The sequence below is a fragment of the Acidovorax sp. BL-A-41-H1 genome (assembly GCF_051942715.1).
In genome coordinates this window covers 135,663-152,036 of record NZ_JBPVJQ010000005.1, presented here as the reverse complement: position 1 = coordinate 152,036, position 16,374 = coordinate 135,663, and the positions used below count along the sequence as shown (strand labels likewise).

Here is a 16,374-nt window from a genome sequence, read left to right as displayed (position 1 = left end):
AGACAGCCTGCGGCGTCACGCCCTGAATTTGCTGGTGATAGGGTAACGCCAGTCCTTGCCGAAACTGCGGCCCGTCACGCGCAGGCCCACCGGAGCCTGACGGCGCTTGTATTCATTGAGCTTGATGAGCCGCGTGACGCGCTCGACATCGGCACGCTCAAAGCCGCTGGCAATGATGGACTCGATGGGCTCGTCGTTTTCCATGTAGCGGGCGATGATCGCGTCCAGCACCTCATAGGGCGGCAGGCTGTCCTGGTCTTTCTGGTCGGGGCGCAGCTCGGCGCTGGGGGGGCGCGTGATGATGCGCTCGGGGATCGGGTTGGCGCCCGTGCCGTACGGGTCGTTCGCATTGCGCCAGCGGGCCAGGTCGAACACACGCGTCTTGGCCACATCCTTGATCACGGCAAAGCCGCCTGCCATGTCGCCGTACAGGGTGCAGTAGCCCGTGGCCATCTCGCTTTTGTTGCCGGTAGTGAGCACGATGGAGCCGAACTTGTTGGACAGCGCCATCAGTAGCGTACCGCGGATGCGGGCCTGCAGGTTCTCTTCGGTCGTGTCCTCGGGCAGGCCCGCGAACTCGCCGGCCAGGGCCGCCTTGAACGCCTCGAACTGCGGGCGGATCGAGATCTCGTCGTAGCGCACGCCCAGGCGCTCGGCCATGTCGCGCGCGTCAATCCAGCTGATGTCGGCCGTGTAGGGCGAAGGCATCATCACGGCGCGTACCTTGTCGGCGCCCAGCGCATCCACCGCTACCGCCAGCACCAGCGCAGAGTCGATACCGCCCGACAGGCCCAGCACCGCTCCCGGAAAGCCGTTCTTGCCGATGTAGTCGCGCACGCTCAGCACCAGGGCGTCCCACAGGTCGGCCTCGGGCGAAGGCACGGGAGCCACATCTGCTTCTATATTGATAGCACTGTGCCCTTTTCTTACCTGCGCATAGGCCAGTTTCTCCACAAAACCGGGGGCGCGGGCGGCCACGGAGCCGTCTGCATGGAGCGCAAACGAGCGGCCCTCGAACACAACCTCGTCCTGACCGCCCACCAAGTGGGCATAGACCAGCGGCAGCCCCGTTTCGAGTACCCGCTCGCGCATGGTCTGCTCGCGCACGGCGCTCTTGCCCACGTGAAACGGCGATGCGTTGATGACCACCAGCAGCTCGGCCCCGGCAGCCGCCGCGTCGCGCGCAGGGCCGGGGTACCAGGCGTCTTCGCAGATCAGCACGCCGACGCGCACGCCGTCCACCTCGACTAAACACGAACCCGTGCCCGGCACGAAGTAGCGGCGCTCGTCAAACACTAGATAGTTGGGCAGCTCGCGCTTGGCATAGGTCTGCTCGATCTTGCCATCACGCACCACGCTGGCCGCATTGGAGCAGCGACTGAAGGCCGGTGCATCGGCCGACAAGGCCTCGGGGTGCCCGAGCACGATGGCAAGGCCTTTCAACCCTGCGGTCTCGCGGGCCACGGTTTTCACGGCATCATCGCAAGCCGCCATGAAGGCGGGGCGCAGGAACAGGTCTTCCGCCGCGTAGCCACACACGGCCAGCTCAGGCGTCAGCAACAGGCGGGCGCCCTGAGCGTAGGCTTGGTGGGCAGCGGAAATGATCTTCTGGGCATTCCCGGGCATGTCGCCCACGACAAAGTTGAGTTGCGCAGTGCAAATGGAGAGCGTCATGGAACTGGAATGGGCCAATGAAGCCCGGTTGAAACCCGCCAGCGCAGGCCGGCGGCGCAGCTACAGAGGCGCGGACCAGCATGGCTGAGGAAAACACCATTATCGCCCGCGTGCTTGCATCTCCGCTGGACGTGGACAAAGCCGCCTGGAACGCGTTGCTGGCCCGGCAGGCGCACCCCACGCCCTTCATGCGGCACGAATACCTGGCCGCCCTGCACGAGAGCGGCAGCGCCATCCTACGCACGGGCTGGACACCCCGCTTCATGACCCTGTGGGACGGCGAAGAACTGGTGGCCGCCTGCCCGCTGTACCTCAAGAACCACTCGTATGGCGAATACGTCTTCGACTGGGCCTGGGCCAACGCCTACGAGCAGCATGGCGTGCCGTACTATCCCAAGGCAGTGATTGCGGTGCCTTTTACCCCTGTGCCCGGCTCGCGCCTGCTGGCACGCGATGCGGCCACGCGCGCCCTGCTGGTGCAGGCGGTGACCCAGTGGTGCGAGGACGAAGCCATTTCATCCGTGCACATGCTTTTTGCCGCAGACGACGATGTGCAGACCAGCGCAGAACAGGGCCTGATGCTGCGGCACACGGTGCAGTTCCACTGGAAGAATGTAGCCCCCACGCTCCCTGCTGCGCATGGTTCGCTGCCCCCCGAGGGGGCTCTCCCCGCCTTGGGGCGGCCCGGCGGCGGGGAGGCTGCGGCCCCCACGCTCCCTGCTGCGCATGGTTCGCCGACCCCCGAGGGGGCTCTCACCGGCTTGGGGCGGCCCTTTGAGAGCTTTGACGACTTCCTGACCAGCCTGTCGCAGCACAAACGCAAGAAGATACGGCAGGAGCGGCGTCGGGTGGCCGAGGCGGGCGTGACATTTCGCTGGGCGCGCGGCACCGACATCAGCGCAGCAGACTGGGATTTCTTCTATCGATGCTACGAGCGCACGTACCTGGAGCATGGCAACCCGCCTTACCTGACGCGCGCCTTCTTTGCGGCGATGGCGGCTGAAATGCCCGAAGCGTGGCTGCTCTTCGTGGCAGAACGTGACGGCCAACCGATTGCTACAAGTTTGATAGCTATAAGTGCATATGAATCAAGCGCTATCGGCCAAAATGACTTGAAAATGGTCGCTTATGGCCGTTATTGGGGTGCGCTGGAGCGGGTGGACTGCCTGCACTTTGAGGCGTGCTACTACCAGCCACTGGCCTGGTGCATTGACCACGGCGCGGTGCGCTTTGAAGGCGGAGCGCAGGGCGAGCACAAGATGGCCCGGGCCCTGTTGCCCGTGCAGACCACCAGCACGCACTGGCTGGCCCACCCGGCATTTGCCGAAGCGGTGGAGCGGTTTCTGGAACGCGAAGGCCAGGGCGTCAACGCCTATCTGGAATCGCTGAACGAGCGCCTTCCGTTCCGTCAGGGGACCTGAGGCACGCCCTCAACAAGTGCTCAAGTGCTGCGCTGGCAGTACGGGGCCCAAAACAAAACGCGGGCTAGGGCCCGCGAGTTACTCCGCGATCAGCGGATCAGAAGGACTCCCACTCGGCATCGTCTGCCGTGGCGGTGGCCTTGGCTTGGGCCTTGGGCACCGCCTTCACTGTAGCGCGCGGGCTGCCACCGTGTGTCGAAGCTGGCAGGCCCACACCCGGGCGTGGTTTTGGCGTCAAAGGTTGCCGGGCCAGGGGTGCTGCTGGCGCTGCGGTCAGGCGCGGTGCGCTGGCGCTGCGCGTGGCCGCGGTCCGATGCGTGACTGCAGGCACTACCGCATGATGCACAGGCACTGAGGGAGCAGGCCGGCTCGTAGTTGCAAGTTCACTGTTGTGCGCGCCCAGGCGGAAGAATGATACGGTGCTCACCAGCTCCTGGGCCTGGTGGTTCAGGCTGCTGGCGGCGGCGGCCATTTCCTCGACCAGTGCCGCGTTTTGCTGCGTGGCCTGGTCCATTTGGGTGACAGCTTCGCCCACTTGCGCCACACCCTGGCTCTGCTCGCCGCTCGCAGCGCTGATCTCGCCCATCAGGTCCGTCACGCGCTTGATGGAGCCGACCACTTCGGCCATGGTGGCGCCAGCCTGGTCTACGAGTGCACTGCCTGCGCCGACGCGCTCCACGCTGTCACTGATGAGGGTCTTGATCTGCTTGGCAGCCTCGGCCGAACGGCCTGCCAGGCTGCGCACCTCGGTGGCCACCACGGCAAAGCCGCGGCCCTGCTCGCCGGCGCGGGCAGCTTCCACGGCGGCATTGAGCGCCAGGATATTGGTCTGGAAGGCAATGCCATCGATCACGCCAATGATGTCGGCGATCTTGCTGCTGCTGTCCTGGATACCCTTCATGGTGGACACCACCTGGCCCACCACCGCACCGCCCTGCTCGGCCACGGTCGATGCGCTCACGGCCAGCTGGTTGGCCACGCGTGCGTTGTCGGCATTGCGGCGCACCGTGGCATTGAGCTGCTCCATTGAGGCAGCCGTTTCCTGCAGAGCGCTGGCCTGTTGCTCGGTCCGTGCGCTCAGGTCATGGTTGCCTTGCGAAATCTCGGTGGCCGCGTTGGCCACGTTTTCAGAGCCCGAGCGCACCTCGCCCACGATGCGCGCCAGGTTGAGCTGCATCTCCAGCAGGGCCTGGAGCAGCCGCGCGACCTCATCGCGCCCCTTGGGATCAATGGTGACGGCCAGGTTGCCGTGGGTGATCTCGTCAGCCGCCAGGGCCGCCTGGGTGAGCGGCCGAACGACAGAGCGTGTGGTCCACACGGCCAGCACAACCCCCAACACCAGCGAAAGCAGCGCTCCGATGCCGAGTACCCACTGGCTGGTGCCTGCGGCGCGAATGTTCGCGGCTTCGAAGTCATCAAGGCGCCGACGGCTGTCGTCCGCCACCTTGGCCAGCGCGCCGAGGTACTGGTCGGCCAGCGGACGCAGCTCGGCGTCGACCAAAGGAAACACGTCTTCGCCATTTTTCTTGCGCTCCAGAAGCTTGGCCCGGGCGCCCACATAGGCGGCCCGCGTTTTGGCAACAGCGGCAAGCAGGACCTTTTCCTCGTCGGTATCGACCAGTGCTTCCAGGTTCTTTTGCATCTCGGAAGCGTGCTGCGACGTGGCCGTCATTTCCGTGCCCAGTGCAGCGATGTACCCGGCGTCGCTGGCTTTGAGAGAAGCAGACGCCCGCACCCAGTTGAGCGTGATCGCCTCGCGCCACTTTTCTGCGTAGATGTTGCGGTCCAGGTAGACGCCAGCGATCTTTTCGTTGGCCTCCTTGAGCAGAGCAAGCTGGGTGACTCCTACCGCGGCAATGGCGGCTGTGATGAGCAGGACGATGCTGAACGCGATGCCCAGGCGGGTTCCGATTTTGATGTTGTTCATGGCTTTGGAAGGTGGGTCTCAGGGCAGATACGTTGGTGCGGGCGCCAATGAAAGTATCATTTTTAACGATTATAACACTTTGAGCCGCTAGCGCAATGAGGCTCCAGAAAAAGCACCGATTTGGTGCCGACTTATTCCCCTCATAGCCGTGGGCCGATTGGAGAGGCCGCTCCAGACTGGTGCCTCGAATTGACCCGGAAAACTGCTACCGTGCCTCACCCGTGCTCCTGGCCAGCACACGATTCCCCCTGGACGCTCTTCCATGCCATTGTTCAAAGCACGCACCGCCGCCCCTGTCGACCACCTGCCACCGCCCGGGCTTTCGTTGCTGGCGCTGGAGCTGCGGGCGCCGTGGGAGTTCGGGGCCGTGCTGCCCGCCTGGCCCGTACTGCAACGCGCGCCGCTGGGCGACGGCCACCCGGTGATCGTGTTCCCGGGCCTCACGGCTGGGGACGCCACCACCATTCCCCTTCGCCGATACCTTGATTCACGCAATTACCAGACGTCGGGCTGGGGCCAGGGCCTGAACCTGGGCCCCCGCGAAGGCGTGCTCGAAGCCGCCAAACGCCAACTGCAAGAAACCGCACAGGCTAGCGGCATGCAGGTGAGCCTGGTGGGCTGGAGCCTGGGCGGCATCTACGCACGCGAACTGGCCAAGGAAATGCCCGAGCTTGTGCGCTGCGTGGTAACGCTGGGCACGCCGTTCGCCGGGCCGCACACATCCACCAACGCCTGGCGCATCTACCAGTTTGCAAGCGGACGCAGCATCGAACGCGAAACCGAGCACTACAACCTGCCCGAAGCGCCGCCGGTGCCCACGACCAGCATTTTTTCGCGCAGCGATGGCGTGGTGGCCTGGCGCGGAAGCATCCAGGCCCCTGCGGATCACAATCCGCACACCGAGAACATCGAAGTGATCGCCAGCCACTTCGGCATCGGGCTCAACCCGAGCGCCTGGTGGGCTGTGGCAGACCGCCTGAACCAGCGGCACGGCCCGGAGGTGCCCTGGCAGCCTTTCAAGAGGCCGTCATTGCCGGGGCTCAAGCTGGTCTTTCCGGACCCACACCGCACACGGCATTGAGCAATGGGCGCGCACCGCACGGGAAGGTTCATCCTGCTAGCGGCAAAAGCGCAGCTTGTGACTTTTAGCGCCGCAGGTCTTCCTGCTGCGCCTCGCCCACACGGACCACCTCGCGGGCATCAGGGTCGGGGATGGTGTCCGCCGGGGTTTCGGGCTTGACCAGCGAACCCGCCGCAGCGCCGCCGAGCACGCCCGCCACCGCGCCCACCGTACCGCCCACCAGGCCGCCTATGGGCCCCGCCACTGCGGCGCCCACTGCAGCGCCGGTTGCCGCACCCGCCACAACCCCACCGCCCACCAGTGCCGAGCCGGCTTCACGTTCTGACTCGGCGGCGGTGAGCGGGAACTGCGCGGCAGGGTCCGGGTTTTGCGATGGCTCACCGTAAATGGCACGCGTCTGCGCGGCCAGGTCTTCGTCGCGGGTGACGGCTTCGATACTGGAAGGATTCATGGGGCTCTCCGGGTGAAAGAACCGCGCAATCGTGGCCATGCCGCGATGCCGGTCTCTCCCTTGTAGGCCCCCTGGACGCGCTGGCGTGCGGTCTCTCAGCCAGCTTGGCTGTCAGACATCGCCGTGGGTCAGAAGCTTTCCCAGTCGTCTTCACGGCCTGCGCCGGCCTGGGGGGCTGCGGGCGGTGCAGCCGTAGCCCCGCGCTGGGTGCCGGCCGGTGCAGCGCCCGTTGCCGGTGCCGCAATGCGGCTGGGCGCAGGTTTGGCAGTAGCACGCGGCTGCGGCGCCGGCATGGCGGCCCGGGCCCGCGCGGCTACGGGTGCCGCCCGCATTGCGCGGGGGGCGGGCGCCGGAGCAACCCGGCTTGGGCTCCCCTCCCCCAGCCTGAACACTGCCACCGCATTCACCAGCTCGCCTGCCTGTGCATTCAGGGCGCTGGCCGCTGCGGCCATTTCCTCCACCAGCGCCGCGTTTTGCTGTGTGGCCTGGTCCATCTGCGTGACCGCTTCGCCGACCTGCCCCACACCCGCGCTTTGCTCGCTGCTGGCGGCGCTGATCTCGCCCATGATGTCGGTCACCCGCCGGATGGCGCTGACCACTTCGGTCATGGTGGCCCCGGCCTTGTCCACCAGCTGGCTGCCTTGCTCCACGCGTTCCACGCTGGCAACGATCAGGCTCTTGATTTCCTTGGCCGCTTCGGCGCTGCGCCCGGCCAGGCTGCGTACTTCTCCGGCCACCACTGCAAATCCCCTGCCCTGTTCGCCCGCACGGGCGGCTTCCACGGCGGCGTTGAGCGCCAGGATGTTGGTCTGGAACGCAATGCCGTCAATGACGCTGATGATGTCGGCGATCTTGTTGCTGCTGGCGTTGATGCCTTTCATGGTCTCGACCACCTCGGCCACGACCTGGCCGCCCTGGGTGGCTACGGTGGATGCGGTCATGGCCAGCTGGTTGGCGGTGCGGGCGTTGTCGGCGTTTTGCCGTACGGTGGAGCCCAGCTCTTCCATGGAGGCTGCCGTTTCCTCCAAGGCGCTGGCCTGTTGTTCGGTGCGGGCCGACAGGTCGTTGTTGCCCGAGGCGATTTGCGCGCTGGCCGAGGCCACGCCTTCGGCGTTCTGGCGCACTGTGCTGACGGTGTTGGCCAGGCTGTTGCGCATTTCGGCCAGGGCATTGAGCAACTGGCCCATCTCATCCTTACCGCCACGGGGGACCTCGGAACCCAGGTCGCCCTGCGCAATTGCCTGGGCAGCCTGAAGTGCATGACTGGCGGGGCGCGTGACTGCACGCGTGATGGCCACACCCAGCAAGGCGGCAATCGCGCAACACACCGCCAGCGTGGCGAGGAGCGCGATACGGGCATTGGTGTACACCGTATTGATTTCTTGCTGAGCCTTGACCGAATTGTCAGCATTGAGTTTTTGCAACTCGCCCAGTGTCTCCACCACGGCGGCAAACGCTGCCTCCGACTCTCCGGAATACACCATCAGCAGGGCCTCGCCCGTCAGCTCGAGCATTTCGGCCGAGCTGAAGTCCACGTTTCCGGCGATCTCCACCAGCCTGGCCTGGAGCACGCCATAGGCAGCCTTGCGCGTCTTGTACAACGCAAATATTTCGCGCTCGGCATCGGTATCTACCAGTGGTTCGTACACCGTTTCCAGTTGCGCAATCTCCTTGGCCCGCAGCGCGACCTGCTCCGAGAACGCCTTCACCTCGGCCACATTGCGAGAGGTCACCATGCCGGCCTCCGACCGGCGCATTCGGTTGAAGAGTACGCGCAGGTCGCCGGACTTTGCCACGCTGGGCAACAGGTTGGTGGAAATCTGCTCGGCGTTGTTGTAGATGCGGGTCATCTGCACCAGGGCGATGGCACCCAGCAGCGCGGTCAGCAGCACCACGGCCAGAAAGCCGGCACCCAGCCTCGTGCCGATACGCAGATCGGAAATTTTCATGATGTGTTTCCAGGAAGCGGCAGCACCTGCGGCCAGATGGCTCGTCGAGGTGGCACGCGTGTAACGATTTGCTGCTGCAGTCTAGCAGTGGGACCCTGGCACAACGGGCACAACAGAGACACCGCGACAGCCTTTTGGCACGCCCGGCATGCACCAGTGAAAACAGCCTGCTGGCGTTGGCCAGCAGGCTGTTGAGCAAGTGCGAATGCCGCAAGCCGCACTGCGCGGCTCGGACAGCCAACCAGGGGTCAGGCGGCCTTCTTGAAGTTCTCGATGCCGTCGGCCACTTCCTTCTTGGCAGCCTCAAGGCCTTCCCAGCCCACGACCTTGACCCACTTGCCCTTTTCCAGGTCCTTGTAGTGCTCGAAAAAGTGGGCGATGGCATTGCGGCGCATCGGGTTCACGTCGTCAATGCTCGTCCAGTGGTCGTACATGGGCAGGATCTTGGACGTCGGCACAGCGATCACCTTGCCATCCACGCCCGCTTCGTCTTCCATCATCAGGATGCCCAGGGGGCGGCACGTCACCACCACACCGGGGTGCAGCGGGTAAGGCGTGATCACCAGCACGTCCACCGGGTCGCCGTCTCCCGACAGGGTCTGCGGCACGTAGCCGTAGTTCGTCGGGTAGTGCATGGCCGTGGTCATGAAACGGTCCACAAAGATCGCGCCGGATTCCTTGTCCACTTCGTACTTGATCGGGTCGGCGTTCATCGGGATCTCGATGACGACGTTGAAGGTCTCGGGAGCGTTCTTGCCGGGGGCTACGTTGTTGAGGGACATGTCTTTGGAGAGTGGTTTTGGGAAAACTGAAATCCGCGATACAGGCGCCCCATGTTGCCTCGGGCGCCGCCCGGGCCGGACCCGGCGGTGTCGGGATTAACCCTGATTTTAGAGCCACGCTCCTTTCGCCCTGCTTGCACCGGCCCGTTTGGCTGTAAATTGGGTCTGTTGGCCAATCGGCTCTGCAGGTCAGGGCACGAGGAAGCAACGCAGCGGGGACACGACCGATGCGTTGGCCCCCTTCGTGCAACACCTAAGGAGAAATGAATGGCTGCAAGCTCAGCACTGACATCCCCTCTCATCCTCGCACTGGTGTGCGGCCTGCTCGCAGTGGCATATGGCCTCTGGACCAGGAGCTGGATCCTTTCCAAAGACCCGGGCAACGCCCGCATGCAGGAGATCGCCGCCGCCATCCAGGCCGGCGCGGCGGCTTACCTGGCCCGGCAGTACAAGACCATTGCCATCGTGGGTGTTGTCCTCGCCATCCTGATCGGAGTGTTTCTGGACACCACCACGGCCATCGGCTTCGTGGTGGGAGCTGTGCTTTCGGGCGCCTGCGGCTTCATCGGCATGAACGTGTCGGTACGCGCAAACGTGCGCACCGCCCAGGCAGCCACGCAAGGTATCGGCCCCGCACTGGACGTTGCCTTTCGCGGCGGTGCCATCACCGGCATGCTGGTGGTGGGCCTCGGGCTGCTGGGCGTTACGGCGTTCTACTGGTTTCTGGTGGGCAACGGCAACCTCAAGCCCACCACCAACCTGGCCACACTGCTCAACCCCCTCATCGGCTTCGCATTTGGCTCGTCGCTGATTTCGATCTTCGCGCGCCTGGGGGGCGGCATCTTCACCAAGGGTGCCGACGTGGGGGCAGACCTCGTGGGCAAGGTAGAGGCGGGCATCCCCGAAGACGACCCGCGCAACCCCGCGGTGATTGCCGACAACGTGGGCGATAACGTGGGTGACTGCGCCGGCATGGCTGCCGACCTGTTCGAGACCTACGCGGTCACGCTGATCGCCACCATGGTGCTGGGAGCCCTGCTGGTGGCCACCGCCCCGGTCAACGCCGTGGTGTACCCGCTGGCACTGGGTGCCGTGTCCATCATTGCATCCATCATCGGTTGCTTTTTTGTGAAGGCATCGCCCGGCATGAAGAACGTGATGCCGGCGCTGTACAAGGGTCTGGCCATTGCGGGCGGACTGTCGCTGGTGGCGTTCTACTTCGTCACGCTGTGGATCATCCCGGACAACGCCATCACGGCCAGCGGCAGCCAGCTGCGCCTGTTTGGCGCCTGCGCCACGGGCCTGGTGCTCACGGCCGCACTGGTCTGGATCACCGAGTTTTACACCGGCACGCAGTATTCGCCCGTGCAGCACATCGCACAGGCGTCCACCACCGGGCATGGCACCAACATCATTGCGGGGCTTGGCGTGTCGATGCGGTCTACAGCCTGGCCTGTGATCTTTGTCTGCATGGCCATCCTGTCGGCTTACCAGCTGGCCGGGCTGTACGGCATCGCGGTGGCGGCCATGTCCATGCTGAGCATGGCCGGTATCGTGGTGGCGCTGGACGCCTATGGCCCCATCACTGACAACGCAGGCGGCATCGCCGAAATGGCGGAGATGCCCAGCAGCGTGCGCGACATCACCGACCCGCTGGATGCCGTGGGCAACACCACCAAGGCCGTGACCAAGGGCTACGCCATCGGCTCGGCGGGCCTGGCAGCGCTGGTGCTGTTTGCCGACTACACGCACAAGCTAGAAAGCTATGGCCGGGCCATCAGCTTTGACCTGAGCGACCCGCTGGTCATCATCGGGCTGTTCATCGGCGGGCTGATCCCCTACCTGTTCGGCGCCATGGCGATGGAGGCCGTGGGCCGCGCTGCCGGTGCCGTGGTGGTGGAAGTGCGCCGCCAGTTCCGCGACATTCCCGGCATCATGGAAGGCACTGCCAAACCGGAGTACGGCAAGGCAGTGGACATGCTGACCAGCGCTGCCATCCGGGAAATGGTGATCCCGAGCCTGCTGCCTGTGGTGGTGCCGATCGTGGTGGGCCTGGCCCTGGGGCCCAAGGCACTCGGCGGCTTGCTGATGGGCACCATCGTGACCGGCCTTTTTGTGGCCATCAGCATGTGCACCGGCGGCGGCGCGTGGGACAACGCCAAGAAGTACATCGAAGACGGCCACCATGGCGGCAAGGGCTCCGAGGCGCACAAGGCGGCTGTCACGGGAGACACGGTGGGCGACCCCTACAAGGACACCGCTGGCCCGGCCATCAACCCGCTCATCAAGATCATCAACATCGTGGCGCTGCTCATCGTGCCGCTGGTGGTCAAGTTCCACAGCTGACCGGCCTCCAGGACGAATGCCGTCCGGATGGCGCCCCCGGTGTCAGGCGACACCTGGGGCTGCCATCGGAAGCACCAGCGCCGCGCACAGCCCTCCGCGCGGCGTTGGCGTGAGTTCCAGGCGCCCGCCATAAAGCATGGCCAGCTCCTGCACAATGGCCAGTCCCAAGCCCGAGCCAGCCACCGACTCGTCCAGACGCACGCCACGCCGCATGGCGAGCGCCCGCTGATCGGCATCAACGCCCGGGCCGTCGTCTTCGATCTCCACGCGCAGCTGCGGTGTGGCCGGGTCGACAGGCCATACCTGTACGCCAACACGCACTGTCGATCGTGTCCATTTGCAGGCGTTGTCGAGCAGGTTGCCCACCATTTCCTGCAGGTCCTGTTCTTCCCCGGCAAAAAAAATCGGCCGGTCCGGCAGGTCCACCCGCAGCGTCAAGGCCCGGCTGGCGTGCACCTTGTCCATGACGCGCACGAGCCCCTGCACGACCGGCCCCAGTTCGGCCCGCTGGCCCGGCAGGGGCGCACCGCCTGCCATGCGCGCACGCGCCAGATGCCAGTCGATGTGGCGCCGCGCGACCTGAACCTGTTCCTGCACCAGCGGTGCCAACGCGTAAGTCAGACTGCTTGCAGGGGGCAGCGCAGCGCGGGCCGCCTGCTCCAGTACCGTGAGCGGGGTCTTGAGCGCATGGGCCAGGTTGGCAGCCTGCGCGCGCGCGCGATCCACCACCTGGGTATTGCGGGTCAGCACCTTGTTGAAACTGTCCGCAACGGGCTGCAGCTCTGCCGGGAAGGTACCCAGCAGCTGGTGTGCACGCCCCTGCTCCACGTCTTGCAGGGCCGTCTCCAGCACCTTCAAGGGCCGAAGCCCCACCGCCACCTGTGCCCAGGCCGCCACTGCCAGCAAGACCAGCAGTACCGCCAGCGAGCCTGCCAGCACGCGGCTGAACTGCACCATCGCCGCCTGCATTGCGGTCTCGTCCGCGGCCACGGCAATGCGCCAGCGGCCCGACTCACCCGCAGTGGTGACCCGCCGCTCCAGCAGCAGCAACGGCGCGCCGAGCGGGCCCACCGCATGGTGCACATGTACAGCACCGTCGTCGAGCGTATCTGGCTGCAGCGCCAGTGTGGTGTCCCACAACGACCGGGACCGCAGAATACCCGTGCGCCCCTGGCCATCGGTGGCCATGGCATCCACCTGCCAGTACAGGCCCGAGTAGGGCTTGTTCCAGCGCGGTTCCGACAGTGCCTGCTCGCTCATCACAGGCTGCCCCCGCGCATCCAGCTCGAACCGGGCCATGACCTGGTCGAGCTGGTGCGTCAGCGTCTGTTCAAACTGCTGCTGTACGTGCCGCTCGAACATGCCGTTCAGCACAAGGCCCGCCAGCAACAATGCCACGGCTACCCCCGCCACGGTGGCCACGAGTAGTCGCCACCGCAACGACAGCGGCGCAGGCGGGTGCTGCGGCTCCCCGGGTACCCGTGTCATGGCGGCACCAGCCGGTAGCCCAGGCCTCGCAGCGTCTCGATGCGCGGACAACCAGCCCCGCACGCACCGGTGCTCTTGTCGTTGCCGGGCAGCTTCTTGCGCAGACGCCCCACAAACACCTCAATGGTGTTGGAGTCCCGGTCAAAGTCCTGCGCATAGATGTGCTCGGTGAGCTCGGTGCGCGACACCAATTGGCCGGGCCTGTGCATCAGGTAGGCAAGCACCTTGTATTCGTGCGCCGTGAGCGGCACCGCCTGGCCGGCGCAGGCCACACGCGCGGTGCGGGTGTCCAGGCTCAGGTCACCGCATTGCAGCACCGCGCTGGCCTGCCCGCTGGCGCGGCGGATCAGCGCCCGCAGGCGCGCCAGCAGCTCCTCCAGATGGAAGGGCTTGGTGAGGTAGTCATCTGCACCCGCGTCGATACCGGCCACCTTCTCGTGCCAGTTGTCGCGTGCCGTGAGGATCAGTACGGGCATGTTGCGGCGTGCTTCCCGCCAGCCGCGCAGCACCGTGATCCCGTCCACCTCGGGCAGACCCAGGTCCAGCACCACCGCGTCAAACGGTTCGGTCTCGCCCATGAATTGCGCCACGCGTCCATTGCTCGCCTCATCCACGGAATAGCCTGCTTCCTGCAGGGCGCTGCGCAATTGCCCACGCAGCAGGGTGTCGTCTTCAACAAGGAGGATGCGCATGGGTACGTGCAAAGCAACAGACAGACAAGGGAGTGCCTTCAGGGGCGCACGGCGTTGTCATCTGCACGGCGCAAGGGCCTATCGTCGCGCCTGCGCGGCTCCATCGGCGCACCCGTGCGCGCATCGACCTTGACTTTGCTCAACTGTCCAGCGGGTGTCAGCAGTTTGATCTCGTAGATCCACGCCTCGCGCTCCCGTTCCAGCTCGACTTCGAGCACCTGGCCGGGCATCTCCTTTTGCAGCCGCTCCAGCACCACGGGCAAGGGCAGCACCAGTCCAGCTGCCACGGCCTGGCGCGCCCGGTCGTGGTCGTTGCGGTCACCCGCTGCATGCGTGCTAGACCAGGCCATGACGCTGACCAGAAGCCCCAGGCAAGCCACCCTTGGCAATAGCGCTTTGGGATACGTACAGCAGATTGCCCGTCGAAAACGCGAGTTCATGGGCCGATTGTCTGGTGCCAGGCTGAACGCACGATGAACGCCGTCTTCACGCGCTGTTCAGGGACCAGTTTCAACAATCTGGGCATTCATCAAAGGCAACGCGCCAACGCCGCAGACCCGAAAGCACCCTTCCATGCACTTCCAGCCAACCCGACCACGCCACGCCGTACAGGTACTCCTCCTCGCTGCGCTCTGCGCATACACCGCCAGCACGCTAGCAGCCGACACAACACCCGCCGAGCAGCTTGCGCGGTGGAGCATGCAGGCCGCCCGCCCCGGAAATGCAGTACAGGGCCAACAGTTCTTTGCTTCGCGCCATGGTGGCGAATGGTCCTGCGCTTCGTGCCATGGGGCGGTCCCCACCGAGGCGGGCCAGCACGCCGCCACCGGGAAACACATTGCGCCACTGGCGCCCGCCTTCAACCCCAAGGCGCTGACAGATACCGCCCGCACCGATAAATGGTTCAGGCGCAACTGCGGCGATGTGCTGCGCCGTGAGTGCTCACCGGGCGAGAAGGCCGATGTGCTGGCTTATCTGTTGTCCCTCCAGCGGTGACCGCCCCTGCCCAACCTCAATCCAATACATCTCATGAAGACGCTCTTCCTGTTTCCCGCCCGGTTAGCGGCTATCACGATTACCTTCGTCGCACCCTTGTTTGCCCAGGCCGACAGCGGGCGCGACATGCCGCGGAATGTGCCAGCCGCCTACGTGCAGGAATGTGCCGCTTGCCACACGGCGTACCCGCCCGGTCTTCTGCCCGCAGCTTCATGGGGCCGCGTCATGGGCCGCCTTGACACCCACTACGGCACGAACGCATCGCTGGACACCGAAACCGTGCGTCAGCTCAGCGGATGGCTCCAGGCCTACGCCGGCACCTACAAGCGCGTGAAGGAAGAACCGCCAGAGTACCGCATCACCCGCTCCGCCTGGTTCGAGCGCAAGCATCGCCAGATTGATGCGTCTGTGTGGCGCCTTGCCAGCGTCAAGACACCCGCACAGTGCGCCGCCTGCCATACCGGCGCTGACAAGGGTCGGTTCAGCGACGACGAATTGCGCATGCCTGCGGGCTTGCCCCTCTCGGCGCGCAAGGCGTGGCACGACTGAACCGCAACCCAGCACCCCAGGCCCGCCACAAGAGCCGTAGCGGCTGCGCCGTGCGTGCCATGTCTCCATCCAATTCGCCAACGAAAGGCCACCATGCCCACCGCGTCGCCCCCCGCTTCGATAGAGCCTGAACAACACGCGGTTCCCCGCACCGCACCGCGCGCCAGCCGGCGTCTGGTGACCGACGCAGCCATGCGCATGTTCCATTGGCTGTTTGCCCTGAGCTTCGCTGGAGCGTATGCCACGGCCGACAGCGAGCGCTGGCGGCTCGTGCATGTCACGCTGGGCTACACCCCGGGCGGTCTGATGGGATTTCGCATCCTGTACGGACTGATGGGCCCTCGCAGCGCCGCACTGAGCGTGCTTGTTCGCAAGCTCGCCGTTGCTCCTGCGTGGGTGCGTTCTGCCTGGCAAGCCCCAACGCCACAAAGCGTCCACTGGCGACAGGGCCAGAACCTGCTGGTGGCCGCCGCAGTCACCCTTTTGCTGCTGGCCGTTGTGCCCCTTACGCTCAGCGGGTACGCCGTCTACAACGAATGGGCAAATGGATGGAGCGGTGATCTGCTGGAAGAACTGCATGAATTTCTGGGTAACACCATGCTGGCACTGGCGCTAGCCCACATCGCACTGATTGCAGGGCTGAGTACCCTGCGCCGCAAAAACCAGGCACTGCCGATGCTGACCGGGCGGGTGGACGGACCAGGCCCGGATCTCGTCCAGCACAACCGCCGTTGGCTGGCTGCCTTGTTGCTGGGATGTGTGGTGGGGTTTGTTGCCTGGCAACTAGCAGGCGCACCAGGCGCAATGAAGCATGGTGCCGCACCACCCGACGCATCGCAAGGCAGCACAGCGAATCGTCGGCATCGGCACGGTGACGAGGAGTGAGTGGGCCGTGAAATCCGACCGCACGAGGCCGAGAGTACGGGTCAGCCAATTATTCCAAAAGCCTTCGACCCAACTGGTACAGACGAAGCGGTAACATGATGCAACTCGCCGCGCAGGAGTACGGCGACAAGTG

14 protein-coding genes are annotated in these 16,374 nt (G+C 65.3%); 6 read left to right on the top strand and 8 right to left on the bottom strand.

Annotated features, from left to right (window positions below; genetic code table 11):
• Positions 1–15: 15 nt before the first annotated feature.
• Complete coding sequence (locus ACTPOI_RS11805) at positions 16–1,674, bottom strand: NAD+ synthase (RefSeq protein WP_440109007.1); 1,659 nt, start codon at positions 1,672–1,674, stop codon at positions 16–18.
• An 80-nt stretch (positions 1,675–1,754) separates the two neighbouring features.
• Here ACTPOI_RS11805 and ACTPOI_RS11800 point away from each other — a divergent pair, with 80 nt between their 5' ends.
• Positions 1,755–3,095: a GNAT family N-acetyltransferase gene (locus tag ACTPOI_RS11800; protein WP_440109005.1), complete on the top strand. Its 1,341-nt coding sequence runs from the start codon at positions 1,755–1,757 to the stop codon at positions 3,093–3,095.
• A gap of 97 nt (positions 3,096–3,192) precedes the next feature.
• On the opposite strand, the gene ACTPOI_RS11795 is transcribed toward ACTPOI_RS11800, so the two are convergent.
• Positions 3,193–5,022, bottom strand: coding sequence for a methyl-accepting chemotaxis protein (locus tag ACTPOI_RS11795; RefSeq protein ID WP_440109003.1), 1,830 nt, complete (start codon positions 5,020–5,022; stop codon positions 3,193–3,195).
• Between the two features lie 262 nt (positions 5,023–5,284).
• On the opposite strand from ACTPOI_RS11795, the gene ACTPOI_RS11790 reads away from it, so the two are divergent.
• Positions 5,285–6,103 (top strand): alpha/beta hydrolase, encoded by an 819-nt coding sequence (locus ACTPOI_RS11790; RefSeq protein WP_440109001.1) that lies wholly within the window; start codon positions 5,285–5,287, stop codon positions 6,101–6,103.
• Between the two features lie 64 nt (positions 6,104–6,167).
• Here ACTPOI_RS11790 and ACTPOI_RS11785 read toward each other — a convergent pair whose 3' ends face one another.
• From ACTPOI_RS11785 to ppa, 3 genes are all read right to left on the bottom strand, one after another.
• Complete coding sequence (locus tag ACTPOI_RS11785) at positions 6,168–6,554, bottom strand: bacteriocin (protein WP_440108999.1); 387 nt, start codon at positions 6,552–6,554, stop codon at positions 6,168–6,170.
• 128 nt (positions 6,555–6,682) lie between these two features.
• Positions 6,683–8,503 (bottom strand): methyl-accepting chemotaxis protein, encoded by a 1,821-nt coding sequence (locus ACTPOI_RS11780; RefSeq protein ID WP_440108997.1) that lies wholly within the window; start codon positions 8,501–8,503, stop codon positions 6,683–6,685.
• A 248-nt stretch (positions 8,504–8,751) separates the two neighbouring features.
• Positions 8,752–9,285 carry an inorganic diphosphatase gene (gene ppa, locus ACTPOI_RS11775; RefSeq protein ID WP_440108995.1) on the bottom strand — a complete coding sequence of 178 codons (534 nt, stop codon included), beginning with the start codon at positions 9,283–9,285 and terminating at the stop codon, positions 8,752–8,754.
• A 267-nt stretch (positions 9,286–9,552) separates the two neighbouring features.
• Here ppa and ACTPOI_RS11770 point away from each other — a divergent pair, with 267 nt between their 5' ends.
• Positions 9,553–11,631: a sodium-translocating pyrophosphatase gene (locus ACTPOI_RS11770; protein ID WP_440108993.1), complete on the top strand. Its 2,079-nt coding sequence runs from the start codon at positions 9,553–9,555 to the stop codon at positions 11,629–11,631.
• Between the two features lie 42 nt (positions 11,632–11,673).
• On the opposite strand, the gene ACTPOI_RS11765 is transcribed toward ACTPOI_RS11770, so the two are convergent.
• Genes ACTPOI_RS11765 through ACTPOI_RS11755 form a run of 3 tightly spaced genes read right to left on the bottom strand, consistent with a single transcriptional unit; the run spans position 11,674 to position 14,161 of the window.
• A complete protein-coding gene (locus tag ACTPOI_RS11765) occupies positions 11,674–13,119 on the bottom strand; it encodes a sensor histidine kinase (RefSeq protein ID WP_440108991.1) in 1,446 nt (481 codons plus the stop codon).
• Positions 13,116–13,811, bottom strand: a complete 696-nt coding sequence (locus ACTPOI_RS11760) for a response regulator (RefSeq protein ID WP_440108989.1) — start codon at positions 13,809–13,811, stop codon at positions 13,116–13,118. The genes ACTPOI_RS11765 and ACTPOI_RS11760 overlap by 4 nt, the downstream gene beginning before the upstream one ends.
• Before the next feature lie 38 nt (positions 13,812–13,849).
• Positions 13,850–14,161, bottom strand: a complete 312-nt coding sequence (locus ACTPOI_RS11755) for a PepSY domain-containing protein (protein WP_440108987.1) — start codon at positions 14,159–14,161, stop codon at positions 13,850–13,852.
• Positions 14,162–14,384: 223 nt separating this feature from the next.
• Here ACTPOI_RS11755 and ACTPOI_RS11750 point away from each other — a divergent pair, with 223 nt between their 5' ends.
• The 3 genes from ACTPOI_RS11750 (at position 14,385) to ACTPOI_RS11740 (ending at position 16,241) form a co-directional block, all read left to right on the top strand.
• A complete protein-coding gene (locus ACTPOI_RS11750; protein WP_440108985.1) occupies positions 14,385–14,807 on the top strand; it encodes a DUF1924 domain-containing protein in 423 nt (140 codons plus the stop codon).
• Positions 14,808–14,840: 33 nt separating this feature from the next.
• Entirely contained in the window at positions 14,841–15,356 is a 516-nt protein-coding gene (locus ACTPOI_RS11745) for a diheme cytochrome c (protein WP_440108983.1), read from the top strand.
• A 93-nt stretch (positions 15,357–15,449) separates the two neighbouring features.
• Positions 15,450–16,241, top strand: a complete 792-nt coding sequence (locus tag ACTPOI_RS11740; protein ID WP_440108981.1) for a cytochrome b/b6 domain-containing protein — start codon at positions 15,450–15,452, stop codon at positions 16,239–16,241.
• Positions 16,242–16,374 lie beyond the last annotated feature (133 nt).

What these genes read in the sequence shown, in the direction of transcription:
- ACTPOI_RS11805 (WP_440109007.1), bottom strand. Translation starts at nt 1,674, where the DNA reads ATGACGCTCTCCATTTGCACTGCGCAACTCAACTTTGTCGTGGGCGAC.
- ACTPOI_RS11800 (WP_440109005.1), top strand. Translation starts at nt 1,755, where the DNA reads ATGGCTGAGGAAAACACCATTATCGCCCGCGTGCTTGCATCTCCGCTG.
- ACTPOI_RS11795 (WP_440109003.1), bottom strand. Translation starts at nt 5,022, where the DNA reads ATGAACAACATCAAAATCGGAACCCGCCTGGGCATCGCGTTCAGCATC.
- ACTPOI_RS11790 (WP_440109001.1), top strand. Translation starts at nt 5,285, where the DNA reads ATGCCATTGTTCAAAGCACGCACCGCCGCCCCTGTCGACCACCTGCCA.
- ACTPOI_RS11785 (WP_440108999.1), bottom strand. Translation starts at nt 6,554, where the DNA reads ATGAATCCTTCCAGTATCGAAGCCGTCACCCGCGACGAAGACCTGGCC.
- ACTPOI_RS11780 (WP_440108997.1), bottom strand. Translation starts at nt 8,503, where the DNA reads ATGAAAATTTCCGATCTGCGTATCGGCACGAGGCTGGGTGCCGGCTTT.
- ppa (WP_440108995.1), bottom strand. Translation starts at nt 9,285, where the DNA reads ATGTCCCTCAACAACGTAGCCCCCGGCAAGAACGCTCCCGAGACCTTC.
- ACTPOI_RS11770 (WP_440108993.1), top strand. Translation starts at nt 9,553, where the DNA reads ATGGCTGCAAGCTCAGCACTGACATCCCCTCTCATCCTCGCACTGGTG.
- ACTPOI_RS11765 (WP_440108991.1), bottom strand. Translation starts at nt 13,119, where the DNA reads ATGACACGGGTACCCGGGGAGCCGCAGCACCCGCCTGCGCCGCTGTCG.
- ACTPOI_RS11760 (WP_440108989.1), bottom strand. Translation starts at nt 13,811, where the DNA reads ATGCGCATCCTCCTTGTTGAAGACGACACCCTGCTGCGTGGGCAATTG.
- ACTPOI_RS11755 (WP_440108987.1), bottom strand. Translation starts at nt 14,161, where the DNA reads ATGGCCTGGTCTAGCACGCATGCAGCGGGTGACCGCAACGACCACGAC.
- ACTPOI_RS11750 (WP_440108985.1), top strand. Translation starts at nt 14,385, where the DNA reads ATGCACTTCCAGCCAACCCGACCACGCCACGCCGTACAGGTACTCCTC.
- ACTPOI_RS11745 (WP_440108983.1), top strand. Translation starts at nt 14,841, where the DNA reads ATGAAGACGCTCTTCCTGTTTCCCGCCCGGTTAGCGGCTATCACGATT.
- ACTPOI_RS11740 (WP_440108981.1), top strand. Translation starts at nt 15,450, where the DNA reads ATGCCCACCGCGTCGCCCCCCGCTTCGATAGAGCCTGAACAACACGCG.